The organism is Paractinoplanes bogorensis (genome assembly GCF_018829635.1).
Classification (GTDB): domain Bacteria; phylum Actinomycetota; class Actinomycetes; order Mycobacteriales; family Micromonosporaceae; genus Actinoplanes; species Actinoplanes bogorensis.
On record NZ_JAHKKG010000006.1, the window covers coordinates 685,571 to 710,907 of the forward strand.

At 70.5% G+C, this 25,337-nt stretch carries 20 protein-coding genes; 10 read left to right on the forward strand and 10 right to left on the reverse strand.

Annotation, left to right across the window (positions count from 1 at the left end):
- Positions 1-176: 176 nt before the first annotated feature.
- Positions 177-545 (forward strand): DUF6086 family protein, encoded by a 369-nt coding sequence (locus KOI35_RS22355; protein ID WP_308121122.1) that lies wholly within the window; start codon positions 177-179, stop codon positions 543-545.
- Here KOI35_RS22355 and KOI35_RS22360 read toward each other — a convergent pair.
- On the reverse strand, positions 499-882 hold the full coding sequence (locus KOI35_RS22360) for a S24/S26 family peptidase (RefSeq protein WP_215789430.1): 384 nt from the start codon (positions 880-882) through the stop codon (positions 499-501). The two genes, KOI35_RS22355 and KOI35_RS22360, sit on opposite strands and share 47 nt — an antisense overlap.
- A gap of 51 nt (positions 883-933) precedes the next feature.
- Positions 934-2,979, reverse strand: a complete 2,046-nt coding sequence (locus KOI35_RS22365) for a DUF6055 domain-containing protein (protein WP_246613462.1) — start codon at positions 2,977-2,979, stop codon at positions 934-936.
- 202 nt (positions 2,980-3,181) lie between these two features.
- Between KOI35_RS22365 and KOI35_RS22370 the strand changes: the two genes are divergently transcribed.
- Positions 3,182-4,441 carry a putative bifunctional diguanylate cyclase/phosphodiesterase gene (locus tag KOI35_RS22370; protein ID WP_215789431.1) on the forward strand — a complete coding sequence of 420 codons (1,260 nt, stop codon included), beginning with the start codon at positions 3,182-3,184 and terminating at the stop codon, positions 4,439-4,441.
- Here KOI35_RS22370 and KOI35_RS22375 read toward each other — a convergent pair.
- Positions 4,438-5,178, reverse strand: coding sequence for an SDR family NAD(P)-dependent oxidoreductase (locus KOI35_RS22375; protein ID WP_215789432.1), 741 nt, complete (start codon positions 5,176-5,178; stop codon positions 4,438-4,440). The two genes, KOI35_RS22370 and KOI35_RS22375, sit on opposite strands and share 4 nt — an antisense overlap.
- A 90-nt stretch (positions 5,179-5,268) precedes the next feature.
- Here KOI35_RS22375 and KOI35_RS22380 point away from each other — a divergent pair, with 90 nt between their 5' ends.
- Entirely contained in the window at positions 5,269-5,781 is a 513-nt protein-coding gene (locus KOI35_RS22380) for a TetR/AcrR family transcriptional regulator (protein WP_246613464.1), read from the forward strand.
- On the opposite strand, the gene KOI35_RS22385 is transcribed toward KOI35_RS22380, so the two are convergent.
- The gene (locus KOI35_RS22385) at positions 5,759-9,352 is read right to left on the reverse strand and encodes a helix-turn-helix transcriptional regulator (protein WP_215789434.1); all 3,594 of its coding nucleotides are present in this window, start codon (positions 9,350-9,352) and stop codon (positions 5,759-5,761) included. The genes KOI35_RS22380 and KOI35_RS22385 overlap by 23 nt on opposite strands.
- Positions 9,353-9,725: 373 nt before the next feature.
- On the opposite strand from KOI35_RS22385, the gene KOI35_RS22390 reads away from it, so the two are divergent.
- Entirely contained in the window at positions 9,726-10,508 is a 783-nt protein-coding gene (locus KOI35_RS22390; protein ID WP_215789435.1) for a class I SAM-dependent methyltransferase, read from the forward strand.
- On the opposite strand, the gene KOI35_RS22395 is transcribed toward KOI35_RS22390, so the two are convergent.
- Complete coding sequence (locus KOI35_RS22395) at positions 10,483-11,511, reverse strand: LacI family DNA-binding transcriptional regulator (RefSeq protein WP_215789436.1); 1,029 nt, start codon at positions 11,509-11,511, stop codon at positions 10,483-10,485. The genes KOI35_RS22390 and KOI35_RS22395 overlap by 26 nt on opposite strands.
- Before the next feature lie 232 nt (positions 11,512-11,743).
- On the opposite strand from KOI35_RS22395, the gene KOI35_RS22400 reads away from it, so the two are divergent.
- From KOI35_RS22400 to KOI35_RS22425, 6 genes are read left to right on the forward strand one after another with little or no spacing between them, the layout of a single operon-like run.
- On the forward strand, positions 11,744-13,093 hold the full coding sequence (locus KOI35_RS22400) for an ABC transporter substrate-binding protein (protein WP_215789437.1): 1,350 nt from the start codon (positions 11,744-11,746) through the stop codon (positions 13,091-13,093).
- Between the two features lie 2 nt (positions 13,094-13,095).
- Complete coding sequence (locus tag KOI35_RS22405) at positions 13,096-13,968, forward strand: carbohydrate ABC transporter permease (RefSeq protein WP_215789438.1); 873 nt, start codon at positions 13,096-13,098, stop codon at positions 13,966-13,968.
- The gene (locus tag KOI35_RS22410; protein WP_215789439.1) at positions 13,965-14,810 is read left to right on the forward strand and encodes a carbohydrate ABC transporter permease; all 846 of its coding nucleotides are present in this window, start codon (positions 13,965-13,967) and stop codon (positions 14,808-14,810) included. The genes KOI35_RS22405 and KOI35_RS22410 overlap by 4 nt, the downstream gene beginning before the upstream one ends.
- Entirely contained in the window at positions 14,807-16,291 is a 1,485-nt protein-coding gene (gene arfA, locus KOI35_RS22415; RefSeq protein WP_215789440.1) for an arabinosylfuranosidase ArfA, read from the forward strand. The genes KOI35_RS22410 and arfA overlap by 4 nt, the downstream gene beginning before the upstream one ends.
- 48 nt (positions 16,292-16,339) lie before the next feature.
- Complete coding sequence (locus KOI35_RS22420; protein ID WP_215789441.1) at positions 16,340-17,716, forward strand: RelA/SpoT-related domain-containing protein; 1,377 nt, start codon at positions 16,340-16,342, stop codon at positions 17,714-17,716.
- A gap of 54 nt (positions 17,717-17,770) precedes the next feature.
- Positions 17,771-18,781: a molybdopterin-dependent oxidoreductase gene (locus KOI35_RS22425; protein WP_215789442.1), complete on the forward strand. Its 1,011-nt coding sequence runs from the start codon at positions 17,771-17,773 to the stop codon at positions 18,779-18,781.
- Here KOI35_RS22425 and KOI35_RS22430 read toward each other — a convergent pair.
- From KOI35_RS22430 to KOI35_RS22450, 5 genes are all read right to left on the reverse strand, one after another.
- Positions 18,774-19,967, reverse strand: a complete 1,194-nt coding sequence (locus tag KOI35_RS22430; protein WP_215789443.1) for a caspase family protein — start codon at positions 19,965-19,967, stop codon at positions 18,774-18,776. The two genes, KOI35_RS22425 and KOI35_RS22430, sit on opposite strands and share 8 nt — an antisense overlap.
- Positions 19,967-20,608, reverse strand: a complete 642-nt coding sequence (locus KOI35_RS22435) for a hypothetical protein (protein ID WP_215789444.1) — start codon at positions 20,606-20,608, stop codon at positions 19,967-19,969. The genes KOI35_RS22430 and KOI35_RS22435 overlap by 1 nt, the downstream gene beginning before the upstream one ends.
- 10 nt (positions 20,609-20,618) lie before the next feature.
- Complete coding sequence (locus KOI35_RS22440) at positions 20,619-23,069, reverse strand: nSTAND1 domain-containing NTPase (RefSeq protein WP_215789447.1); 2,451 nt, start codon at positions 23,067-23,069, stop codon at positions 20,619-20,621.
- Between the two features lie 91 nt (positions 23,070-23,160).
- Complete coding sequence (locus KOI35_RS22445) at positions 23,161-23,748, reverse strand: hypothetical protein (RefSeq protein WP_215789450.1); 588 nt, start codon at positions 23,746-23,748, stop codon at positions 23,161-23,163.
- Positions 23,749-23,930: 182 nt separating this feature from the next.
- A complete protein-coding gene (locus tag KOI35_RS22450) occupies positions 23,931-24,848 on the reverse strand; it encodes a M28 family metallopeptidase (protein ID WP_215789452.1) in 918 nt (305 codons plus the stop codon).
- Between the last annotated feature and the right edge of the window lie 489 nt (positions 24,849-25,337).

The window sequence follows — 25,337 nt, forward strand, 5'->3', positions numbered from 1 at the left end:
ACTTCGGTTCGCAAACTCAGCGGCAGATGCGTGCGTTCGGCGAGGCGCGATCAGGCTCGCGGGTTCGGCATGGAATCTGATGGTCGCGCCTTTGGGGCGGCTGCGACCATGACGCGGTGAGTCAGTGCTTCGACGATGTGACGACGGGGCAGACGCTGTGGAATCCGGCTACGACGGTGGCACAGCTGTTCTTCCGGATGACCGAGGCGCTCGCGCCTACGGTGGAGTTGCCGTGCGGGGTCGTGGACCTGGAGGCCGACGAGTACGCGATCGACCCGGTGGCTTTCGCCCTTTTCGTGGACGCGCTGGTTAGGCAATATCTGTCGTCGAACCATACGATCTTCAAGGAGTTGCTGGCCGGATATCTGCCGGCGGCGGTGGTGATGGTCGAGCGCAGCGGACGAACGATTGCGGCGTTGACCGGGCCGATCGAGCGGTCGGCCGTGGCGATCTCGCTCGACGTCGATGCTTTCGAGCCGGAGGCCGGTCAGCGTGAGCTCATTCGTCTGGTGACCGTGGCGTCGCGGGCGATGCCGGCAGCCTGAGCCGTTTGTGCTCGGTTCGTGGTCGCGGTACACCATCGACAGCAGTGCAGATGCCGTAGACGCGGGCGTAGTTCGTCCAGCCGTTGACGCGGCCCCGGTTGTTGCTGATCTGCACGCGGCCGGCCGGGGCGTCGACGGCGGAGACCAGGTGCAGATAGGTGGTGCCGGCGACGCGGACCAGGACTATGTCGCCGGCTTCCAGCTTGGCCGGGTCGACCGGAGCGACCGTGACCAGCTGACGACTACGGATCAGCGGGACCATCGACGAACCGCTGGGCCGGAACTCGACCGTCTGTCCGCCGGCCACCCGGCCCGCGTGCGAATCCAGGGCTCCCATCAACGGAATCATCGCGGAGGCGCCCCCACGAAGCGACCGAATTTACCGGTGTCAGGTGGCGGTGCACGCCAGAGCCGGCGTCGTGGCTGTGCCTTCGGCCAGGAAGCCGAACGTGGTGGTGGCGCCCGCAGCCAGGGCGCCGTTCCAGCTCGCGTTGGTCGCCGACGCCGTGGTGCCCGTCGTCGTCACCGCGGCGCCCCACGACTGGGTGATGCGCTGGTCCGAGGCCAGCGGCCACGCGGCGGTCCAGCCGGACGTCCCGGTTGCGCCCGCGGTCACCGTCACCTCGCCCTGGAAGCCGCCGGTCCAACTGCCGGTGATCGCCAGCCGGGCCGAGCAGGAACGGCCCGCCGGCACGGTGGGCGTCGGCGATGCGGTGGGCGTCGGGGAAGAAGACGTGACCGCCACCTCGGCGTCGGAGAAGCGGGCGTACACGGGGTTGACGTCGGTCTCGCCGCCCCGGCCGTCGCATCCGCGGTCGGGGTTGAACAGCAGGTAGGTGCCCGAGCCGCAGGCGCCGGCCGGCTCCGCGTCTCCGCCCACCACGACCGATCCGGACAGGTTCACTCCACCCTGGACGATCGCGTTGTCCTTGACGACCGCGTTGCCGCTCACCGTTGCACCCGCGTTCACCCAGGCCAGGCCCTCGATCCGGGCGTTGCCGCCGACCGTGGCGTTGCCGTATACGGCGGCGCGCGGCCCCACGTAGGCGGTGGACGCCACCGACGCCCGGTTGTCGACCCAGCCGCCGCCGTTGGTGTGCCAGTGGCCGCCCCCGGTCGCGGCCGGTTTCGTGTAGCCGGGTTCGAAACCGGAGGGTACGGCGCCGGCCAGTCCGAACTCGTACGGGAAACGGAAGTTCTTGGTGTATCCGTCGAGGAACGCGTACTTGTGGATGGCCGGGGGCGCGCCCAGCACGACCAGGTAGAGGTCCTTCTCGCCGGGCTGAAGCTGGAACGAGATCTGGCTGTCGGGGGCGGTCGACACCGGGCCGTAGCGGGGTGTGCCGTTCGCGGAGAGGGCGACGAAACCGTACGCGTTGCTGTCGGTGTGGCCCTTGAAGTGCAGGCGGACCAGGGCACCGTCGGAGGACGGGACGAGCCGGATCTTGTTGTAGCCGTAGTCGGACGGCGCCAGCGCGTCGGGAATCGCGTAGTGGCCGGCCGCCTGGTTGACGGCCTCGACCGGGACGCCGTTGTAGGCCCGGACGAAGCCACCGCCGTACAGGGAATTGAGGAAGGGTTGGAAGTGGATCTTGTTGCTGTAGTCGTAGGTGACCTGGCGCTGGGCGTAACCGGCGAGGACGCTGTTGAGCTCCGTCTGGGTGAGGCCGGCCAGGCGTCGGTACGTCTCCAGGGGGTGCTCGGTGCTGCGCGCGTCGGCCCACATGCGGGTGAAGATGCCGGGCTGACGGTCCTCCAGATACTGGATCAGCATCCACGCGCCGTAGTGGTGGCGTGAGGACGAGTACGCCAGGTTCTCGGTGCGCAGGAAGCGGGTCAGGTCGCCCGCGCCGCCGTCCGGATAGACCTGCATGGCCATGTATTCGGCACTGGCCTCCCAGAACGTGCCGGCCGACGGGTGGGTGAAGCCGTAGCCGGAGCGGCCGAGGAACGTCAGGTTCTGGAAGACGTGGCCGAGCTCGTGGGCCAGGCCCCACGATCCGGGTCGCGCGGCCGCGGGGGCGATGTTGATGACGCCGACCTTGCCCTCCGCGCTGCCGCCGGTGGCCCAGGCGTCGAGCGCGGTGCGGTTCCAGGTCTGGGTGACGATGACGTCGATCTTGTACTGCGCGGTCACGGTGAACTTCATGGTGTCGTTGTAGAAGGTGTACAGCGACTCGAGCTGGTTGAGGATGTCGGCCGGGTCGAAGGTGTAGGGCGCGGGCGCGGCGGTGGGGTTGGTGCCCGATTTCTCACCCCAGAGAAGAACAAAATTCGCCGATTCCCTCGTACGGTCCTGACTCCACGGGACCTCGCCGGTGCTCTGCCACGAGGCCGGGATGTACACGGGCTTGGCCGCCACCTGCGCTGTTGCCTCCGCGGGAGCGGGCAGCAGGGCCAGAACCAGGGCTACGACGAGCGATGCGGGGGACATACGCGGGGTCCTTCGGGGCGGGGGACGCCGCCGCGGGGCCGAGCGCAGGCGGGAGCCGGAGCCTGACTCCCCACAAAGTCATCAACCCGCCCACGGATCGGCCGGTGTGCGGCCGCGTGGGACGGGAGCCATCATCACCCCATCCAGTGACAGTCGTCAATATGGGGTCGGCTTGCCGCGGGGGCGGGCGATACTACGCGCTGTGGAAGAGACCGACCAGCTCACCGGAGTCCTGTCCCGCGCGACGTTCCTGCGTCGGGTGGACGAGGCGGCCGCCGCGTACCAGCGGGGCAACCCGCCCGCCGTGCTCGTCGTCGGGCTCGACGACTTCACCGGGGTGAACGACGTGCTCGGCTACGACACCGGTGACCGCATCCTGGCCGCCGTGGCCGGCCTGCTGCGCGGCGCCGTGCGGGACGGCGACGTGGCCGGGCGGCTCGGCGGTGACCAGTTCGCGGTGCTCGCGCCGGACATCACGGTGCCCGCGCTGGAGGATCTGGCCGACCGGATCCAGGTCTCGCTGGCCAGTCCGATCGACGCCGACGGGCGACCGGTGTCGGCCCGGGCCGGGATCGGCGTGGCCCACGGCGCTCCGGGCGACACCGGGGGAGCCCTGCTCGGCAAGGCCGACATGGCTCTGCGCCGGGCCAAGGACCGCCGCCAGGGACGGCCGGCCCACTACGAGTCGGGTATGAAGCGCCGCTTCCTCGACCAGGCCGCCCTGCTCGAGGGGCTGCACGAGGCCGTACAGGGCGGTCAGCTGGAACTCGTCTACCAGCCGATCGTGCAGCTGGGCGAGGGCCGCCTGACCGGTCTGGAGGCGCTCGCCCGCTGGCAGCACCCGGCCCGCGGGCCGATCATGCCGGGCGACTTCATCCCGGTCGCCGAGCGCAGCGGCCTGATCGTGCCGCTGGGCCGCTGGATGCTGGCCGAGGCGTGCCGCCAGCAGGAACCGGACTGGCCCGAGACGTACGTCAACGTCAGCGCCCACCAGCTGCGCGAGCCCAGCTTCGCCGACGAGGTGGCCCGCACGGTCGCCGAACCGGCCCGGCTGATCATCGAGGTGCCCGAGGAGGCGCTGGCCGAGCACGTCGTGGTGGACACCCTGCGGGCGGTGCGGGAACAGGGCGTACGGGTGTCGCTGGACGACTTCGGCTCGGGGCCGGGCTCGCTGCCCGCGCTGGCCACCGCGCCGATCGACGTGCTCAAGCTGCACGGCTCGATGACCGAGCAGATCATCACCTCGCCCCGGCAGGCCGCCGTGGCCCGGGCGGTGGCGGCGCTGGCCGGCGAGCTCGGCATCGTGGCCGTGGCCAAGGCCGTGGAGAGCGCCGCCCAGGCCGAACTGCTGCACGACCTGGGCTACCGGCAGGGGATGGGCTTCCACTACGCCGTTCCCCAGCCGGCCCGGGCGATCCCGCTGTTCCTGGCCAACGAGGCGCTGCTGACCCCGATGGGTTAGCGCGCGATGTAACCGCCGTCGACGAACAGTTCGGCGCCGGTGATGAAGGACGCGTCGTCGCCGGCCAGGAACACGATGGCGGCGGCCACTTCCTCGGGGCGGCCGACGCGGCCCAGGGGCGTCGTGGACACGTACGGGGCCTGGTCGGTGTCGCCCATCATCGGGGTCTCGATGAAGCCCGGGTGCACGCTGTTGACCCGGATGCCGAGCGGCGCCCACTGCACGGCGATGCTCTTGGTCAGCGTCCGGACCGCGCCCTTGGCCGCGTGATAGGCCGGCGAGGTGCCGAAGCCGCCGGACGCCCCGAAGATCGAGCTGATGTTCACCACCGACGCCGCGGTCGAGGCCTTGAGCAGCTCGGCGGCGGCCCTGGTGCCGAGGAAGACGCTGGTCTGGGTGACCGCGACGACCTTCTCGTAGAGCGCCAGCGACGTCTCCTCGAGCGTCTCGGCGTGGCCCAGCCCGGCGTTGTTGACCAGGATGTCGAGCCCGCCGAAGGTCGTGCCGACCTGCGCGATCGCCTGCTGCCAGGCGGCCTCGCCGGTGACGTCGAGGTGCACGAACAGCGACCGGCCGCCGTTCTTCTCGATCTCGGTGGCCACCTCGGCGCCCGCTTCGTCCTGCACGTCGGCGACGACCACGTTCGCGCCCTCACTGGCCAGGCGCAGTGCGGTCTGCCGCCCGATGCCGCTCGCGCCTCCGGTCACCAGCGCGGTCCTGCCATCCAGTCGAGCCATCGTTTCTCGCCTCTCTCCGTGGTGTTTCCTAAACGATACGTCTCGTATCGTTGATAGGATGCTGTGAGCTGCCTGACACGAGGAGGGTTCATGCCGGGCCGGAAGCGTGACCCCCGGGCGCAGGCCGCGGCCCTGACCGCCGCCGAGGAGCTGCTCACCGAGATCGGCTACCACCGGGTGACCATGGAGCGGATCGCCGAGCGCTCGGGCGTGGCCAAGATGACGCTCTACCGCTGGTGGCCCAACAAGGCCGCGCTGGTCACCGACGCCGTCCGGGCCAAGCTGGCCCCGGCCGAGCTGCCCGACACGGCCCTGGCTCAACTCGAGGCGCTGCTCGGCACGCTCACCCGCTACGGCGACGCGAGCGTGGTGGCCGGCGCGATGAGCTCGCGGGGCGAGGCGGGCCGGGCCGATCTGCGCGACATCCTGCATCCGTGGTGCGCGGGCCTGGTCACGATCATCGAGCGGTCCGCGCCGCCCGGATTCCCGGCCGTGCTGACCGCGCAGGCCTGGGTCGGCTACCTCGTCTACCGGGTGGTGTTCCTGCAGGAGGAGGTCACCACCCAAGACCTCAAAGTGCTCATTTCCCCGTACGGGTTCTGAGCGCGTCCGGCAGTTCACGGCGGCTCGTGATGCCCAGCTTGTGGTAGGAGTGCGCCAGGTGCGTCTCGATCGTCCGGCGGCTCAGCACCAGCCGCTGGGCGATCTCGCGGTTGGTCAGCCCGTCCGCGGCCATCCCGGCGACCTGCCGTTCGGCCTCGGTCAGGGCGTCCGGCCCGTGCGTGGCGGCCCGGCGAGGTCGCGCGCCCGCCGCGTGCAGTTCGGCCGTGGCCCGCGCCGCCAGCCGGTGCGCGCCTCCTTCGGCGGCCAGCTCCAAGCCCGTACGCAAGGGAAAGCGCGCCTGATCCCGATGCCCGGCCCGTCGCAGAGCACTGCCGAGAGCGACCATTCCGTACGCCCGGGCCAGGCGCTCCTTCGTGCCGTCGCAGGTCTTGACCGCCCGCTCGAGCAGCGACACGCGCTCGTCCCGGGCCGCCACCGCCGCCGCCACCCGCAGCGCGGTGCTCAGCGGTCCGGGCGCCTCGGCGGCCTCGGCCAGCGCGAGATGCTCGGCCGCGAGGTCGTCGGCCGGCATGCCCGTGGCCAGCAACGGCGCGACCAGGTCGGCCCGCCAGGTGGCGAAAGCCGGATGCCGTACGCCCAGCTCGTCCCACCGTTGCCCGGCCGCACGCAGGTCGGCGATCGCCTCGGCCGGCCGGTCCTGGGCCCACCGCAGCCGCCCGCGGCTCTGCAGGAACATCGGGCCGCTGAGCGCGTGCGGCGGCGGCTCCCCGATGAGCAGCGACGCGGCCTCGTCGAGCCGGTCCGCCTCGATCAGCGCGTCGATCAGCGGGCACAACGCGAACAGCACGCCCTGCGGCGGCGTGTTGCTGGTCAGCTTGAAATCCACGGCCGCGCGAGCGTCAGCCACGGCCTCGGTGACCAGCCCCGCGGGCAGCACGGCGAGCGACCGCAGGAACCGGCCGTGCGCGACGGTGCTCAGCCAGCCCCGCGCCCCGGCCGCCCGGGCCAGGGCCTCGCTCATCGTGCGGGCCTCGTCCAGCGCGCCGTTGGCGATCAGCGTCAGCCCGGCCACCGTCGGCAGCACCGAGTCGTGCTCGGCGTCGAGGGTGCCGTCGTCGAGTAGCGGACGCAGCCGGGCCAGGTTGTCGCGGGCGGGTCTTCCGCGGAACGTGTCGTCCACAGCCTCGATGACTCGCCACAGTCGCAGCGGGGGCGGCTGCCTCCGGCATCGTTCGGCCAGGTCGCGGGAGAGGGCCATGGTCCGGCTGTCGAGGCCGCCCGCGCCGGCGATCTCCGCTTCCAGTCGCGCCGCGGTGTTATCCACAGTTGCGCCCTCGGCACGGCTGTTCGGCGTGTCGTCCACAGGCGCTTCCGCGCCGGCGCCTTCGCGGGTGGTCGTGGGTCCGCTGGTGGTCGTTGCCGTCGTCTGTGTGGCTGTGCTCGCGGTTTCGCTGGTCGTTGTGCTGGCTGTGGTTGTCTTCGTGCGCTCGACGTGGCTGGTCGTCGTGCCGGCTGTGACTTTGCTTCCGGGCGTGGCGCTGCTCTCGGGCGCGACGGCGCTCCCGGGCGTGTCGTCCACAAGCGCTCCCGCGCCGGCACCTTCGCGGGTGGTCGTGGTTCCGCTGGTTGCCGTCGTCTGTGCGGCTGTGCTCGCGGTTTCGCTGGTCGTTGTGCTGGCTGTGGTTGTCTTCGTGCGCTCGACTTGGCTGGTCGTCGTGCCGGCTGTGTACGTGGCGTTGCTTCCCGGCGTGGCGTTGTTTCCGGGCGTGACGGCGCTACTGGGCGTGACGCCGTTTCCGGGCGTGACGCCGTTTCCGGGCTCGACGGCGCTCCCGGGCGTGTCGTCCACAGGCGCGGAAGCGAGCTCGGCTGGAATCGCGTACGGTCGGCCCGCCCCCTGGTCGGGCGGGGTGGGCAGTAGCGCGGCTTTTTGCGCGGGGAGCCCGAGCCGGCAGACGGCGATCGCGGCGGCTCCGTGGGCGCTGATGGCCAGTGCGCGCCCGCAGCGCAGGGCGGCCTCGGCACGGGCGGCCGGGTCGGTGATCCGGGCTACGGCCTCGTAGGCGAGTGTGGGCCCGTCGTCCTGACGCACGGCGGCCAGCGCGAGCGCGAGGTCGAGCCGGATGGCGGTGTCGTCGTCCGGGTCCAGAGCGGGTTCGTCGAGCGCGCGCCGCAGGTAGGTCGCCGCGCTCTCCGGTGCTCCGCGGCCGACGGCCCGTGCGGCGGCCGAGCGCAGCAGCGCGACCACATCGGACCGGCCGGCCGGCTCGGCCCGCAGCAGGTGCACGGCCGTGCGTTCCGGGTCGGCGCCGCGCATGGCCAGCAGGTCCGCTGCCCGGGCGTGCCACAGCGCGAGTTCGGCCGGGCCGAGCCGCGCCGTCAGGGCCGCCGCGATCATCGGATTGGCCGGCGACCAGTCGGCGACGCGATGCTCATTTGCGCGTCCCCCGGGGTGGGCGGTCGGCCCGTCGGGGACGCGCTGGCTGCTCGAGTGTCTCGGTGGCTTGGCCGGCGCCGCCCCGGCGCGTTGTCCGACCGTGCGCCACGGGTCGCCGTCGTGGACCAGCATTCCGGCCGCCCGCAAGGTGTCCGCGCACACCGCGGCCCGCTCCGGCGTCAGCCCGGCCAGCGTGGCGGCGTCGATCATGCGCGCTTCCGGCCCGAGCACGGCGAAGCTGGTGGCCAGTCCGGTGCAGCCGTCGAGCAGGCGCGCGAGCCGCCGCGACACCCAGCGGGCCACCTCGGCCGGGCTCACCGCGGGGGCCTGGTGACCGTCGGCATGGGCGATCAGAGCGTTCAGCAGATACGGGTTTCCGCCGCTGGCCGCGTGACAGGCGGCGAGGAAGTACGGCTCGGCGTCGGGGAACTGCCGTCGCACGAGCTCGGCCGACTCGGGCGGATCGAGCGGCCCGAGCGCGATCACCGTGCCGGCCAGCAACTCGCTCAGGATCGCCCGGCCCGTGCCTGCGGCGAGCCCGGTGTCTGCGGCGAGCGCGGTGCCTGCGGCGAGCGCGGTGCCTGCGGCGAGCGCGGTGCCTGCGGCGAGTCCGGTGTCCGCGGCGAGCGCGGTGCCTGCGGCGAGCGCGGTGCCTGCGGCGAGCCCGGTGTCCACGGTCAACACCAGGGTCAGGGGCAGCTCGTCCACCCGCCGGGCCAGCGCGGCCAACCAGTGCTGCGATGCCACATCGGCCCAGTGCACGTCGTCGACGAACAGGACGGCCGGGTTTCGGTGGGCGACCTCGGCGGTCAGGCAGTAGAGAGCGTGCGTCGCCGCGTAGGGCCCGTCAAGCGGCTCGCCCGCGGCCAGCACCCGGTCAGCCAGCGCAGCCGGTCCGCGGCACAGCCCGGCCCACCCGTCGCCCGCCTGCAGTGTGGCGAACGCCTGCCGGGCCACGCCGAACGGGAAGTCCTGGTCGAGCGGGTTCGCGCGCGCCCGCAGGACGGTCAGTCCTCGAGCCCGCGCCTCCGATACCGCCGCCGTGGCCAGGGTGGTCTTGCCGATGCCGGCGACGCCCTCGATCGTGACCAGCCGCCCTGATCCGGCTACGGCCGCGTCGAGGCCACCGGCCAGCACGGCCAGTTCGGCGGCACGTCCACGCGTCTCGGTCACCTCACGCTTCTCTCCGGTCAGAGCCGGCCGGCCAAGGCTGTCCCGCGACGGTCCAGCCAGGGCCACCCGGCCAACGCCAAACCGAGACGGCCGACCGGCCGAAGTCGACCCGCGAGGGCCGACCCACGACGGCCGACCGGCCGAAGCCGGCCCGCGACGGCCGACCGGCCAACGCCGACCCGCGAGGGCCGACCCACGACGGCCGACCGGCCGAAGCCGACCCGCGAGGGCCGGCCCGCGACGGCCGACCGGCCGAAGCCGACCTGCGACGGCCGACCGGCCAAATCTCGGTATCGCCTCCACGATGACCCCGCACCCCGGCCCGGACCAGCCTGAAGGCACATGCACGACAGTCGGAGGGGGAGCAGGCGCGATGAGCGATTACGTCATGGGCCGCACGGCCGAGGAGTACGAGCGGCTCCGCCGCCAGGCGGCGGTCTGGGAGCGGGCCACCGGAAGGCTGCTCGACCTGGTCGGTCTGTCGCCCGGTGACCGCTGCCTCGACGTCGGGTGCGGCACCGGCGCGGTGATGGGGCTGATGGCCTCGCGCGGCGCGACCGTGACCGGAATTGATCTGGACCAGGAGGTAGGTCGGCGGGCCGCTGCGGACACCGGGGGCACCTATGTGGCGGCCGACGTCGAGCGGGACGACGACGCCGTGCCGGCCGGCGGCTTCGACCTGGTCTACGGCCGGCTGGTGCTGCTGCACGTGAGCGACCCGGCCGCCGTGCTGCGCCGCATGTGGCGGTGGGTGGCGCCGGGTGGCCGGCTGGTGGTGCAGGACTACGACATGGACTCGGCCGAGAGTTTCCCGTCGTTGCCGGTCACCGAGGAGTGGCGGCGGGTCTTCCTCGGTGCGTACGAGGCCGCGGGCCGCGACTACCGGCTCGGCACCCGGCTGCCGGGGCTGTTCGCCGCGGCCGGGATCGGGGTGCCCGACCTGACCGATGTGGCCGGCCGGTTCGGCACCATGGCCGACACCGCGGGCATGCTGGCCGCCACCTATTCCAGCATCGCCCCGGTGGCGCTGGCCAAGGGCCTGATCACCGAGGCGCAGCGGGACGAGTTCCTGGCCGCGATCGCCCGGGCCGGCCGGGAGCAGCCCGAGGTCAGCATGATGTGGCCGCTTCTCATCGGGGCCGGGAAGCGCCGATAGTGCTCTGCCGCGGCACGAGCCGGTGGGCGGCGCGCACCTCGATCCCGGGGACCGGGTCGGCGCTGCCCATCCGCAGCACCAGGCGCTCGACCGCGGTGCGGGCGATGGCCGCCTTGTCGGGGGAGATCGTGCTGATCGTGGGCCGCCCGTACCGGCCGTCCTCGATGTCGTCGTAGCCGATGATCGCCACGTCCTCGGGTACGCGCAGCCCCCGGCCCAGAATCGTATGGATCGCCCCGGACGCGACCAGGTCGCTGTAGCAGAACACGGCGTCCGGCGGGTCGTCCCGGTCGAGCAGCGCGGCCATCGCGGTGGCGCCGTCGGCCCGGTTGAAGCGGGCGGTGCCGATGACCAGCGACTCGTCGACGGCGAGGCCGGCCGTGGCGTGGGCGGCGCGGAATCCCCTCGTACGCAATTGGGCCGCCTCCCCGGTCGGGTAGGGCTGGTCGCCGATCGCCGCGATCCGTCGCCGTCCGATTTCGATCAGGTGGCCGACCGCCTCGGTGGAGGCCGCCACGTCATCGATGCCGACGTGGTCGAACGTTCCGTCCGAGCGGCGCTCACCCAGCACGACCAGGGGCAGGGCCGGATCCCGTACGGACAGATCGTCCTGGGAAAGCCCCAGTGGACTGAAGATCATGCCGTCCAGCAGCAACTGGCGGGTGCCCCGTCCGAGGAGAGCGGATTCGTGGGCGGGGTCGCCGTCGGTCTGGTCGACGAGCACGTTGTAGCCGGCCGACCGCGCGGCCGGGATGATCGCCTGGAGCAGTTCGGCGAAGTACGGGGTGTCGAGATAGGGCACCACGACGACGATCTGACCCGAGCGGCCGTTGGCCAGGTTGCGGGCCAGCACGTTGGGGCGGTAGCCGAGCTGCGCGATGGCGCGCTCGACCTTCGCACGGGTGGCGTCGGTGACCCGGGCGTAGCCGTTGACCACGTTGGAGACGGTGCGCGGCGAGACGCCGGCCAGCTCCGCGACGTCGCGCAGCGTAGTTTCCCGCATTGATCACGTCCTTCGATATTTCCGGCCGGTTACCCCTTGCCAGGGCGCGACGACCGGGGGCATGCTCTTTTGCAGCGCTGCAATCGCACCTTACAACGCATCTTCACCGGCGAGAGTGCACTCCCCTCACCCTCCTCGGCATCCCATCCACAGCGTGCCGTGGCACGTGTGCATCACTGTCGGTGATGGACGCTGCCCTGGGAACGGCGCGCCGTGACTCAGGAGGCCAGGAATGCGCAAGATCCCCGCCGCCGTGCTCGGCCTGACCCTCGTGCTCGCCACGTCCGCCTGCGGAGGCGACGACAAGAGCGACGCCGGAACCGCCGCCAAGCCGACCAACTGCACCAACAAGATCGTCAACGAGGCCGCGCCCCGGGTGCTGGTCTGGGCCTGGTACCCGAACATGGCCAAGGTCGTCGACAACTTCAACCAGCAGCACACCGACGTGCAGGTGTGCTGGACCAACGCCGGGCAGGGCCAGCCCGAGTACGAGAAGTTCCAGACCGCGATCTCGGCCCGGAAGGGCGCGCCCGACGTCATCATGCTCGAGGCCGACCAGCTCGTCGGCTTCGAGATCCAGGACGCGCTGGTCGACCTGGCCCCCTACGGCGCCGGTGACGTCAAGAAGAACTTCAGCGACGGCGCCTGGAAGGACGTCTCGCAGGGCAACGCCGTCTACGCGATCCCGGTCGACGGCGGCCCGATGGCGCTGATCTACCGCACCGACGTCTTCGACAAGTACGGGATCAAACCCCCGAAGACCTGGTCCGAGTACGCCGATGCGGCCGCCAGGGTGAAAGCGGCCGGCGGCCCGGTGTTCGGCGACTTCGGCAGCAACGTACCCGCCGTGACGACCGCCCTGATGATCCAGAAGGGCGCGCAACCGTTCGTCTACGACCTGGCCGACAAGCAGAAGATCACGATCAAGCTGGACGACCAGGCCACCAAGGACGTGCTGACCTACTGGGGCGACCTCGCGGCCAAGGGGCTGGTCGGCAAGGAGGACCAGTTCACCACCGACTACATCGCGGGCATGGTCGGCGGCAAGTACGCCACGTACGTCTCGGCCGCCTGGGCGCCCGGCTATCTCACCGGCTCGGGCGTGGGTGCGGGCAAGGACAAGGGCAAGTTCGCCGTCGCGCCGCTGCCGCAGTGGGACGCGGCGAACCCGGTCTCGGTCAACTGGGGCGGGTCCGCGTTCGCGGTCACCTCGCAGGCCGCCGACAAGGCCCTGTCGGCGAAGGTGGCGATGGGGATCTACGCCGACGAGGCCTCGCTGACCGACGGCTGGAAGACGCAGACGATCTTCCCGCTCAACCAGGGCGTGCTGAAGTCGGACGAGTTCGTCAACGCCAAGGTCGGCTTCTTCAACGGGCAGACCGCGAACAAGGACATCTACATCCCGGCCGAGAACGCGTACAAGGGAGCGGTCTACAGCCCGTTCACGGTGTTCTATTACGCCCAGCTGCAGGCCCAGATCGTCAAGATTCTCGGCGGTAAGACGACCGGCGCCCAGGCCGCGACCGATCTGCACAACCAGGTCGTCGAATACGCCAAGACGCAGGGCTTCACGGTGAGCTGACGATGACCGCACGTCGTACGGGATGGCTCTTCGTTCTTCCGTTCCTGCTCGTCTTCGTGGCGTTTCTGCTGGCCCCGCTGCTCTATGCCGGCTACCTCAGCCTCTATACCAAGGGCCTGGCCACCGGAACGACGTTCGCCGGATTCGACAATTACACGCGGGCCTTCGGCGATCCGTCGTTCCGGAAAGGCCTGCGGTTCGTGCTCAAATTCAGCGTCGTCGTGATCCCGCTGCAGATCCTGGTGGCGCTGATCGCGGCGCTCGTGCTCGACGAGGTGACCGGCCGGCTCGCTCGATTCAGCCGGTTGGTCATTTTCCTCCCGTACGCCGTACCGGCCGTTCTCGGTGCTCTCATGTGGGGGTTTCTCTACAGCCCGAGTTTCGGCCCGATCGAGCAGGTCGCGGCCGCGTTCGACGTGCGGGCACCGTTTCTGCTGAGCCAGGGGAACATCTTCTACGGTCTGCTGAATGTGGTGACCTGGCAGTGGTCCGGCTACTACATGATCATCATTTACGCCGCGCTCCGGAGCATCGACACATCGCTCTACGAGGCGGCCCGGATCGACGGGGCGAACGCGCGCCAGATCGCCCTGCGCGTCAAGGTGCCGATGGTGTCGTCGGCCCTCGCGCTGATCCTGATCTTCTCGCTGATCGGCACGCTGCAGTTCTTCACCGAACCGCAGATCCTGACCCCGATCGCCAACGGCTCGGTGACGCCCGATTTCACGCCCAACATCTACGCGTACTTCCTGGCCTTCCGCTACGCCCAGTTCAACTACGCGTCGGCGATCTCGTTCTCGCTCGGTTTCGTGGTGTTCCTGGTGGTGGCGATCTTCATGTACGCCACCCGTAAGCGCGGAGGGCTGTTCACATGAGACCTCGCCACGTCGGGGCCAAACTGCTGCTGCTCGCCCTGTGCGCGTATTTCCTCGTACCGGTGTGGTGGCTGCTGGTGGCCAGCACGAAGAACGCCGAGGCACTCTTCTCCGGTTCGGGAGCGCTGTGGTTCGACGGTTTCCACCTCGTCGCCAATCTGCGCGACCTGTTCACCTTCAACAACGGCGAGTTCGGCCGCTGGCTGGGTAATTCGGTGCTGTACGCGCTGGCCGGCGGCGTCGGCTGCACGGTCATCTCCGTGCCGGCCGGCTACGGCTTCGCGAAATACTCGTTCCGCGGCCGCAATCTGGTGTTCGCGCTCGTGCTCGGCGCGGTCATGGTGCCGCTGACCGCGCTGGTCATCCCGACGTTCGTGCTCATGTCCAACGTGGGGTTGGTCGACACGGTCTGGGCGGTGATCCTGCCGTCCCTGCTCAGCCCGTTCGCGGTCTATCTGATGCGCGTTTACGCGGCCGGGTCGGTGCCGGACGAACTGCTCGATGCCGCGCGCCTGGACGGAGCCGGTGAGCTGCGTACGTTCGTACGGGTGGCGCTGCCTCTGATGCGCCCCGGCGTGATCACCGTGCTGCTGCTGTCGATCGTCACCACCTGGAACAATTTCTTCCTGCCGCTGACCATGCTGTCGAGCTCGAAACTGTTCCCGCTGCCCGTCGGCATCGGGTTGTGGACGCAATTGGCCAGCTCGAACAACGCCGGCGGGCAATCCCTGTGGAACCTCATCATCGTCGGTTCGCTGGTGTCGATCGTGCCGCTGATCGTCGCCTTCCTCACCCTCCAGAAATACTGGCAGGGCGGGTTGTCCGTCGGGAGCCTGAAATGACCCTGCACGCCTCGCTCCACCTCGATCCGGCCCGGGTGGTCGCCCCGGTCTCCCGCCGCACGTTCGGCTCGTTCGTCGAACACATGGGCCGGTGCGTCTACGGCGGCATCTACGAACCCGCGCATCCGTCGGCCGGCGCGGACGGTTTCCGGCAGGACGTGCTCGCCCTGGTGCGCGAACTCGGCGTCTCCGTGGTGCGTTATCCGGGCGGCAATTTCGTCTCCGGATACCGCTGGGAGGACGGCGTGGGCCCGGTTTCCGAACGGCCGGTGCGGCGCGATCTGGCCTGGCACAGCCTGGAGACCAATGAGGTCGGCATCGACGAGTTCATGCGCTGGGCGGCGCTGGCCGGCGTGGAGGTCATGTACGCGCTCAATCTCGGCACCCGCGGCGTCCAGGAGGCGCTGGACGTGCACGAGTATCTGACGTTCCCCGGCGGCACCGCATTGTCGGACCGGCGCGGCGGGAAACCGTACGGGATAAGCATGTTCTGCCTCGGCAACGAGATGGACGGACCCTGGCAGACCGGCCACAAAACCGCTTCCGCGTACGGTCGACTGGCCGCCGAAACCGCCCGTGCGCTCCGATCGGCCGATCCCGGGATCGAACTCATCGCATGCGGCAGCTCGAATTCGTCGATGCCCACGTTCGGCGCGTGGGAGGCCACGGTTCTCGAGATCGCCTACGACACGGTCGATTCCATCTCGGCCCACGCCTATTACGAGCCGGTCGACGGTGACCTGGCGTCCTTCCTGGCCTCGGCCGTCGACATGGACCATTTCATCGACAGCGTGGCCGCCACCGCCGACAGCGTGGGCGCACGCCGGAAATCGCCGAAGCGCATAAACATCTCGTTCGACGAATGGAACGTCTGGTACCACAGCCGTTTCATGGCCGAGCCGCAAACCGAATGGACGACGGCACCGCGCCTGATCGAGGATGCGTACAACGTGGCCGATGCGGTCGTGGTCGGCAGCCTGCTGATCGCACTGCTACGCCACAGCGACCGCGTAACGGCGGCGTGCCAGGCCCAGCTGGTCAACGTGATCGCCCCGATCCGCGCCGAACCGGACGGTCCCGCTTGGCGCCAGACCATCTTCCACCCGTACGCACTGACGTCCCGCCTGGCCGCCGGTACGGTCCTGGACGTGGTCGTCGACGCGCCACTCTACGAAACCGACCGTTACGGACCCGTCCCCGTGATCGACGCCGTAGCAACCCTCGACGAGGGCCTGTCGATCTTCGCCGTCAACCGCAGCCTCACCGACTCCACCGAGCTGACGTTCTCGACGGCGGCTTTCCCGGGGGCGTGGCGGGCCGGCGAGGCGTGGCTGGTCTCCGACGCCGACCTGACCGCTACGAACACGCAGGCGGCCCCGGACCGCGTCGTTCCTCGCCCGCTGGACGTCAGCCTTGACGGCGATGCGGTCACGGCAGTACTGCCACCGGTCTCCTGGTCAGCCATCCGCCTGACCTGCTAGCCCGAACGACCAGTCCCTTCCGGACGGACGCGTCAGTACCCTGCGCGGGTGTCCTTCGAACAGGTTCCTTCGTACCTCTGGCATTACGCGCAGAACCAGCCGTCGCTGGCCGATGCGGCCGCGGAAACGAAGCGCTTCCTGGAGGATCTGGCCTTGGAGGGCGCTATCGACACTCACCTGGTCGAGGCGCGTCCGAAGACCTTCGACTCTTACCGGACGAAGTCCGAGAAGACTCGAGAGGACGGCACACCCAAGTACCTGGATCCCGCGAAGGAGATCCACGACTGTGTCGCAGCCCGGGTGATCGTCTACACCACGCGTGCTCGTAACGACCTGGCCGGGCTGATCGTGAGCAGCTGTCCTTATCTCGAGAGGGAGAATCCCGGCGAGAAGAGGAACAACGGCTACGACAGCGAACACATCGTCATCTCCGGCATACACGACGAAGCCGTCCTGCGCCGGTTTCCCGCGCTCGTCGCCTACTTCGACCAATATCAGGGTCTGGAGATTCAGGTGCGGAGTGTGGCCGGCCATGCTTGGGCGGAGTACGAGCACGACGTCCGTTACAAGGCTGAGGCGTACCGAACGCTGAGCGAGCGTGAGAAGCGGCGTGTGGATCAGCTGTTCGTCGAGGCGGGCGGCATGCGCCGATACATGGACAAGATCTTCGATGAGATCGAGGAGCGACTCCGGCCCCAAGCGGCCGTTGAGGCCGGTTCGGCCGATGAGCCTGTCCTCTCCGAGGACGAGCCGCCGACGGAGGCGCTTGATCCGACCCCCATTGACGCCGACACGCTGAGCGCGTTCATCGCCGCCCGTTTTCCCCGTGACGAGCCGGGTGATCCGTGGTCGATTCACGAGCTCGTCGACCACTTGGCGGCGCTCGAAGTGACCACGGTTGGTGAGCTGGAAGAGGTGCTGGCCAACCTCGACACGGGCCAGGTCGCGCGTCTCATGGACTATCCGACCGAGACGAGTGGCGTCCGGAGGCTGGACGACGAACTGCTGGCGGTGTTTCTCGACCGTTACGTCAAAGCGGCCGCGCCTGGCCGGTGGAGCCTTCTCTCTCTGCGGCTACGTCGTGTCCGTGGCCAGTTCACTATCTATTCGCTGGAAGACGCTGACGGTATGCGGCGGCCCGTTGCCGCCGCGCGGGCACTCCGCGACGTGGTGAGGTTTGTCGCGGCGCGCGAGGGCATCGCGGCGACAATCATCGACGGGGCCATCGCCACTGACCGACTCCATGTGCCATCGGGCTGGGCGCCCAAGAAAGTCGAGACATCAAACGGCCCGGTCTACGTCGCGACGAACCTGACCCGCGCGTCCGCGGAAAGCCTGATGGGACAGTTGGTCTCCAGGGTCCCCGGCTCGGGTCTGAGGATCAAACGGGCGGGTGATCTCCTGTTCGAGTCCCCGCCGGCATAGGCCGGGGCGTTGTCTCGGTCTGAAGCCGCCTGACCCCGCAGTAGCGTTCCGGGTATGCGGGTGAGTCTGCGGAGCAGGCAGGGCGGGCGGCGGGTCGACCTCGTGCTCGGGCTGCTGCTGGCCGTGGGCGTGGTCAGCGGGATCGCGGCCAACACGATCGGGGTCGACTGGCCGCTCGATCTCATTCAGCTGCACGCCGGTGCGGCCCTGGCGATCCTGCTCGTGGCGCCCTGGAAGTACGTGGTCATTCGCCGTGGGCTGCGGAAGACCCGGCGGAAGTGGACGACCAAAGCGCTGTCGCTCGCGCTGCTGGTGTTCGTGCTCGTCACCGTGGGCAGTGGGCTGCTGCACTCGACCGGCCGGGTGGAGTTCGTCGGGCCGCTCACGCTGATGCAGATTCACGTGGGCGCCGCGGTCGGGGCGTTGCTCGCCCTGGTGGCTCACTTCGTGGGTCATGCCGTACGCCCGCGCCGCGCCGACGTCGACCGGCGGGCCGTGCTGCGGCTGGCCGTGCTCGGTGCGGGCGCGGCCGTCACCACCGCGGCCTGGGACACGTGGGCGGCCACCGGGCGCCGGTTCACCGGGTCGGTGCCGTCGGACGAGCTCAAGGTGACCGCGTGGTTCGACGACGGCATTCAGCGGGTCGATCCGGCCGGATGGAGCCTGCGGGTCGGTGCGGCCACGTTCGACCTGGACGCCGTGCGGGCGCTGCCGCACGAGCACTTCGCCGCGACCCTCGACTGCACCAGCGGCTGGTACAGCGATCAGGAATGGGACGGCGTACGGCTGAGCGCTCTGCTGACCGCGGCCGGGGTTCCGCTCGAGGGCTGGCGCAGCCTGAAGGTGCGGTCGGTCACCGGCTACGCCCGCTGGTTCGGGGCGGGCACGCTGGACGACGTGTGGCTGGCGACCGCCGTCGGAGGGAAACCTCTGACCTACGGGCACGGCTTTCCCGTACGCATCGTGGCACCGTCCCGCCGGGGATTCTGGTGGGTGAAATGGGTGACCTCGATCGAACCGTCGGGCCGGCCGCCGTGGGCGCAGTCGTTCTTCCCGCTCAGCTGATCCCGTCGCGGTGGGGGAGCGGCGCGTGCAGGGCGCGGACCAGACGGTCGAGGTCGCGGTCGCGCCGGGCGGGATCGGACACGTTGAGGGTGGTGAGCTGCTCCAGGCGTACGGGAAGGTCGTTGATCGGCTCCAGCAGGATCGGCAGCAGCCGGTAGGTGCCCTCGCGGACGCCCATCGACTGGGCCAGGACGTTCTCGAAGCCGGCGGTGTGATCGGCCAGGTAGGCGCGGGACAGGACGATCACGGTCCGTTTCGCCGTACGGATACCGCGCTCGGCGTTGACGATGTGCGGGACGCCGGGATCGCCCGAGTCGCCCGACACGGCCGGTCGCAGGCCGTCGCGTTCCAGCCGGGGCACGAGCACGTTCCACACCCAGTCGGCGTCGGGGGTGCGGTCGGCGTAGCTCACGTACGCGTCGTACCGGAAACCGTCGTTGTCCTTGACGGGTGCCTCGGGCCGGCCTCCCGCGCGCAGGGCGACCGGGAAGTTCTCCTCGACGTGGGCCTTGAGGATCGGATGCTGGGTGCGCCGGTCGCGGGTGACCCGCGGCTGCAGGTATTCGAAGAGGTCGAAGACCCGGACCAGCCCGTCGTCGCTGGGCACGCCGCCGCGCAGGCCGGCCAGGAAATGTTCGGTGAACAGGCTGTGCGAGGCGCCCGGAAGCACGTAGGAGAACTCGTCCTCCCGCGACGAGGCCAGGATCACCCGCCCGGTGGTGAGCCGTTCGTAGAGGGGCTCGGCCAGCCCGGACTTGAGCCGGCCGACGCCGCCGGCATGGCAGCAGTCGAGGACGACGAGCACCCGGCGGGCCGGGATCGCCCGCAGGGCCGCGCTGAACTCGGCGCCGGAGATCGCCGTCGGCCCGAGCCGTTCCGGATCGGTGTCGGCGAGGATCAGATACTCCGCGCCGGCGTCCCGGCCACCGTGCCCGGAGAAGTAGACGACGACGCTCGCGTCGGTCCCGGCCCCGGCGGCGATCCGGGCGAGCGCACCCAGGACGGCGTCGCGGCTCGCCTCCCGGTCGAGCAGCAGGGTGACGTTGGCCGGCGGATATCCGCAGTGTTCGTCGTCGACGAGCACGTCGCGGACGGCGAGCGCATCGTCCCGGACGGCCGCCGGCAGCGGGGCGAGCCGTTGGTAGCCGGCGATGCCGACCACCAACGCCCACAAGCTCGTTGTCATCATCCCTGGTTCTGGAACGATCCGTAGAACGTATAGGCGGACGACGGTTTGGCCTCGCCGCGGACCTTCAGCGTCTTGGCCCGGTAGGCGTCGCTCAGACTCCGCGCCGCCCGCAGGCTGCTCCGACCGCCCGAGATGAGAGTCGCCGCCCCGCCCGTCACCAGGATCTGACCACGGTGGGTGGTACCGGCCGGAACCGAAGCCCAGTGGTCGATGTCGCCGTCGGCGAGGTGGGGTTGTTGTATGCCGAACTGCACCAGTGCGGACTCGCGCGGAGCCGAGCTTTCCAGCGGCCCGATCCGGAACGTCAGGGCCTCGGTCTCGTCCTCGGTGGCCGGTTCCGCGTCGGCGTCCTCGGTCGTCCGCTGATCCGCCACGTGCATCACCATGAAGCCGGCCCGGAGGTCCCGCAGCGCCGCCTGATGGTTGTCGACTCCCCGGGATGCGGGCTCACTCACCTCGATGTTGAGCCAGAACTGTTGCCCGAGGCTCTGCATCGGGTGCCGCGCCTGGGAGGTGATGCGATCGCCCTCGACGACCGGTTCGCCGAAGACGACGGGGCGCATCGCGAGGAGCTGGTCGAGCAGGTCGTCCTGCTGTTTCGGGTCGTGTCCGGTCGTGGGATCCGGGCTGTCGGTCACTGTTCTCACCTCATCGGTCGGAGGAGACACATCGGAAGCCGGTATCCGCGTCGCTGAGCGTCGGGCTGTTTCCGTTGACCAGCGACATCGGCACGGGTTCGTCGAGCCGGCCGCCGCCCTTGACGGCCAGCACAGCGACCCGGTCGCGTCCGTTCCAGGGGCCGATGCGCTGCCACCGGCCGCTGCGGACGGGGTCGAGCTTGGCGTCGGGCCGGACGAGGGTGCTCACCCACTCCTGGACGTTGCCCGCCAGATGGGTGATGCCTTCGGGAGTGTCGCCGGCCGCATAGCGGTGGTCGCCGACCGGCACGGCGTCCGGGGGATCGTCCTCGCCGAACGCCGCGGCCACATGAGCGGAGTCGGGCGGCGTGTCACCCCACGGATACGTCCGGCCGGTCGTTCCGCGAGCTCCGCGTTCCCACTCGTCCTCGGTCGGCAGCCTGCGCCCGACCCAGGCGCAGTAGCCGGCGGCCTGGTAGGCCGTGACAAAGGCGACCGGCTGGTCGTCGGCGTCACCGGCAGGCATCGTCGGGTCGATCGGCCAGATCGACTCGAGGCAGTGGCGGGCCCGCACGCACAGACGGAACTGCCGGTTGGTCACCTCGTGCACGTCGAAGCGCAGCGCCGGCAACGTCGTCGGGGACGGCCCGGGACCGATCTGGGCGACACCGGCGGGGAGCAGGACCGTGGGGCCGAGGCGGCTGGCCTCGTTGCGCCAGCGCCACTGCTGCACCTGCGGGACGGCCAGCCAGACGGTGCCGGCCAGAAAGGCGAGTGTCAGGGCGGCCAGGGAGATCCGCCGGACCGCACGCCACCGCCGGCCCGCGCGCAGGAAGCGGCTCTCGCGGGTCCCCAGCTCGTACGGATAACGCCGCGACCAGTCGACCGCGGCCGACAGCCGCCGGCCGCGATAGAGCTCCCGGGCGCCGCCGGCCCAGTCGCCGGCGTCGTGGCTGATGCGGCGGCGGGTCAGTTCGTCGGCGCGGTTCTGGGCGACCCAGTCGCGCAGCGTCGGCCAGCCCCGGATCAGCTGCTCGTGGGCCAGGTCAGCGGTGCGGGACTCGTGCTCGTCGCCGCTGACGATCACCAGGCGACGGTCGGCCAGGTGGCGCAGTGTCGCCTCGAAGTCGGCGTCGTTGTCGGAACCGGTGCGCAGGGCGGAAACCGGCTGCCGGCGGCGGCTGTCGCCGTGGTCGTCGCTCAGGTGGACCAGGCGCAGCAGGATGCGCCGGACGATGTCCTGCCGGGCCGGGGACAGCTCGGCCAGCGCGGCGTCGGCCCGGATCGCCATCGCGGTGGTGAGGCCGCTGCGGTCGTCGGTGCCCAGTGCGGCGTACGCCTGGGCGGTGAGCAGACGACGCGAACGGCGCTCCCACAGCAGCACCATCGCCGCCTGCAGCAGCGGAAGGACACCCGGCTCGCCCACGGCGTCGTGCATCAGCCGCTCGATCAGCACCGGCTCGAGGTGGACGCCCACGTCACGCGCGGGCCGGGCGATCGCCTGCCGGAGTTCGGCCTCGCGCAGCGGCACGATCTCGACCCGCTCGCCGGGCGCGACCGGCCACAGGGGACTGTTCATCAACTCGGCGTAGCTGTTCGCCCGCATCAGCAGCACGATCGCGCAGGCTCCGGAGTCGCGGAGCACCGCGAGCGCCCGCAGGAAACGTTCCCGTTCCCCCGGCGACGCCTGGACGAAGACCTCCTCGAGCGGGTCGATCACCAGCAGCATGCGCCCGGAGTTGCCGTCCAGGGCCAGTTGGAGAGCCTCGTACGGACGCTCGCCGGGCCGGACGGTCCGGATGAACCAGCCGCCGTCCGCGGTCAGCCGGGGCAGCAGACCGGCGGTGACGAGAGACGATTTCCCGGAGCCGGACGGACCCACGATCAGAAGGAATCTCTGATGCCGCAATCGGTGGACGAGATCGTCCGTCTCCCGATCACGGCCGTAGAAGAATCGCGCATCCGCCGATCCGAAGGCCACCATTCCCGGATAGGGGCAGGCCACTCTTTCGGCCGGTGGTTCCGGCACATTCAGCAGATGGCGCAGACGTTCGATCTCGATGCCCCAGCGATCGGGATCGGTGCAGTCCAGCAGCACCCGATAGGAGATGTTGAGGGGCAGTTCGCACGGATGCAGCATCAGCGGGACGACCCGGCCGGGGCCGGTCACGTCGGCGTGTGCCGCCAGGGTGCCGCCGAAGGTGGCCCAATGATCTGTCAGAAATGCGTCGGACAGAACGAGCAGCGTGAACTCGGTCTCCCGGACCGCCCGGGCCACCTCGTCCACCATGGCCACGCCCGGCCGGAACGACTCGCCGGTGACGATGTCGTCGTCCGGCAACCCCAGTCCGGGCCGCAGGAATCCGTCCACCCACTCCCGATCCGTGCTCGAGTGCAGGAGGAACAGGGTGGGCCGGGCATGGCTGAGCGGTGCGCGTGATCCGGCCTCGGAGGAACTCATGACGACATCCCGAAAAGCGATCAAGAATGGCGATCGGCGACTCGATTCGGAGGTTCGCACGCGTATAGAAAAGCGTCAAGGTATTTGACTTCTAGGCGATCGCAGTGACGGTGATCGTCCTTTGGCTGAACATCACCGGCACGGGCGAACCGCCCTCGGCCCGGTATTTGGCGGTGAACGTCGTGCGGCCGGGGCGCAGACCCTCGACCAGGGTGGTGGCGGCCAGCGTCTGGGTGACGCTGAACGGCACCTCGAGGCCGCTGAGCGACCAGAACGAGCGGCCCGCGCCCTCGAGCCGGGGCGGCCGCTCGTTGGCGCCGGTCGCCTCGTAGGCCATGGCGCCGCCCTGGGACAGCGTGCCGTTGTCGGACGATCCGAAGGCGACGGTCGCGGTGACGGTGACACTGCACCGCCCGGACCGGCCGACCTCGACGGTGACGAACGGCCCGACCGTGGCCAGATCGACGAACCGGCCGGGCACCGCGGCCGGTTCCATCGCGGCCACCGAGTGCGCGACCGGGCCGGCGTGGCCGGGCCGGACGAGCGACCCGATCGCCCACGCCCCGCCCGCGCCGCCGATCAGCCCGCACGCGCCGGCGAGCAGGAACTGGCGGCGCCGGATCCCGGGCGGGCCGGCGCGCCGAGGCGGCGGCGGATCGGCCGACAGGTCGATCGTCATACGTTCGATTGTCGCCCATCGGGCGCGGCGCGCGAGGTGACGTGTGTGGCGGCGGTCGCGTTGGTCGCCGGGCGCGCCGCGATGTCCGGGTTCGCGTTCGTCTTGCGGGGGTGAGGACACTCCGGAGCAGTTGCTCGATGCCGTGTCGCGGGGACCGTTGCACGGGAGCTGATGGTGGCGAGCTATGCGCGCGTGGCGATATCCGCGATCGCGGTCGCGTTCATGCGCAGGATGGCCACGGCCAGCGTCAGGTCGAGAGCTTCGAGGATGTCGCGCGGGGTGTGTTCGTCGTTGTTCAGCTCGTCGTGGCCCTCGATGGTCAGCACGGCGGGCAGGCCGGCGTCGATGAACGGGACGTGGTCGGAGGCGTACGGGTCGAGCGAGACGAACACCTCCAGCTCGCCGGTGTCGTGGGCGGCCCGCGCCAGGTCGTCGATCAGCGGCTGGGAGACGGGTGCGCCCTCCAACAGGACCGACGGGGTGCCGGCGTTGCGCCGGCCGATCATGTCCATGTTGATGACGGCCGCGATGCGCGAACTGTCCGCTGCGGACAAACCCGCGACATGAGCGCGGCTGCCGTAGAGGCCCTGTTCCTCGCCGCCGAACAGGATGAACCGCAGGTCGTGCCGGTTGTCGACGGTGGTGAGCACTCGCGCGAGTTCGAGCACCCCGGCCGCACCGGAGGCGTTGTCGTCGGCGCCAGGTGCGTCGAGACCGCCGGTCTGGTTGATTGAGTCGAGGTGGGCGGTGACGTAGACCAGCCGGCGTTCCGCCTCTTCCGCGGTGCCCGGGCGGTCGGCGATGACGTTGAGCGTTTCGTGCGCGCCGACGGTGACCGGTTCCGCGCGGGTCGCGTAGGCCAGGGCGGCCAGGCGATCGGTGGCCTGGCCGGCGGTTGCGCGGTAGTGCTCGGAGAAGGACTGGCGCGTGGGGTGGGCGGTCAGCTCTTCGAGGACCGCGCGGTAGGTGTCGGCGGAGACCAGATCGGCAACCGTGGACGCGCCCCGCCGGGCGGTGGAGGCCGGGCGGGGCAGCAATGCCGGGGCCGGCCGGCCGGGGCGGTGTCCCCGGCATCCACCGGCGGGATCGGTCGCGTCCATGTCGGCTCCCAGCTGTCGGCCCCGCGGGGCGCCCTCAGCGTAAGCCCGGTTGAGCTGTCCTGACGTGCCAGGACGGCTGACCCGGATGACGGTGGGCGGGCTGTCCTGACGAGTCGGGACGGTGAGGCGGGTGACGGTGCCGCACCACCGTCCTGGTCGTGGGCGCCCTGCTTGGGCGGGCTGTCCTGACGAGTCGGGACGGTGAGGCGGGTGACGGTGCCGCACCACCGTCCTGGTCGTGGGCGCCCTGCTTGGGCGGGCTGTCCTGACTTGTCGGGACGGTGAGGCGGGTGACGGTGGGCGGGCTGTCCTGACGTGTCGGGACGGTGAGGCGGGTGACGGTGGGCGGGCTGTCCTGACGTGTCGGGACGGTGAGGCGGGTGACGGTGCCGCACCACCGTCCTGGTCGTGGGCGCCCTGCTTGGGCGGGCTGTCCTGACGAGTCGGGACGGTGAGGCGGGTGACGGTGCCGCACCACCGTCCTGGTCG

Excerpts from the sequence above, each read along its gene's own strand:
- KOI35_RS22360 (WP_215789430.1), bottom strand. The coding sequence starts at position 882 with ATGGGAGCCCTGGATTCGCACGCGGGCCGGGTGGCCGGCGGACAGACG.
- KOI35_RS22365 (WP_246613462.1), bottom strand. The coding sequence starts at position 2,979 with ATGTCCCCCGCATCGCTCGTCGTAGCCCTGGTTCTGGCCCTGCTGCCC.
- KOI35_RS22375 (WP_215789432.1), bottom strand. The coding sequence starts at position 5,178 with ATGGCTCGACTGGATGGCAGGACCGCGCTGGTGACCGGAGGCGCGAGC.
- KOI35_RS22380 (WP_246613464.1), top strand. The coding sequence starts at position 5,269 with ATGCCGGGCCGGAAGCGTGACCCCCGGGCGCAGGCCGCGGCCCTGACC.
- KOI35_RS22390 (WP_215789435.1), top strand. The coding sequence starts at position 9,726 with ATGAGCGATTACGTCATGGGCCGCACGGCCGAGGAGTACGAGCGGCTC.
- KOI35_RS22395 (WP_215789436.1), bottom strand. The coding sequence starts at position 11,511 with ATGCGGGAAACTACGCTGCGCGACGTCGCGGAGCTGGCCGGCGTCTCG.
- KOI35_RS22400 (WP_215789437.1), top strand. The coding sequence starts at position 11,744 with ATGCGCAAGATCCCCGCCGCCGTGCTCGGCCTGACCCTCGTGCTCGCC.
- KOI35_RS22405 (WP_215789438.1), top strand. The coding sequence starts at position 13,096 with ATGACCGCACGTCGTACGGGATGGCTCTTCGTTCTTCCGTTCCTGCTC.
- KOI35_RS22410 (WP_215789439.1), top strand. The coding sequence starts at position 13,965 with ATGAGACCTCGCCACGTCGGGGCCAAACTGCTGCTGCTCGCCCTGTGC.
- arfA (WP_215789440.1), top strand. The coding sequence starts at position 14,807 with ATGACCCTGCACGCCTCGCTCCACCTCGATCCGGCCCGGGTGGTCGCC.
- KOI35_RS22425 (WP_215789442.1), top strand. The coding sequence starts at position 17,771 with ATGCGGGTGAGTCTGCGGAGCAGGCAGGGCGGGCGGCGGGTCGACCTC.
- KOI35_RS22430 (WP_215789443.1), bottom strand. The coding sequence starts at position 19,967 with ATGACAACGAGCTTGTGGGCGTTGGTGGTCGGCATCGCCGGCTACCAA.
- KOI35_RS22440 (WP_215789447.1), bottom strand. The coding sequence starts at position 23,069 with ATGAGTTCCTCCGAGGCCGGATCACGCGCACCGCTCAGCCATGCCCGG.
- KOI35_RS22445 (WP_215789450.1), bottom strand. The coding sequence starts at position 23,748 with ATGACGATCGACCTGTCGGCCGATCCGCCGCCGCCTCGGCGCGCCGGC.
- KOI35_RS22450 (WP_215789452.1), bottom strand. The coding sequence starts at position 24,848 with ATGGACGCGACCGATCCCGCCGGTGGATGCCGGGGACACCGCCCCGGC.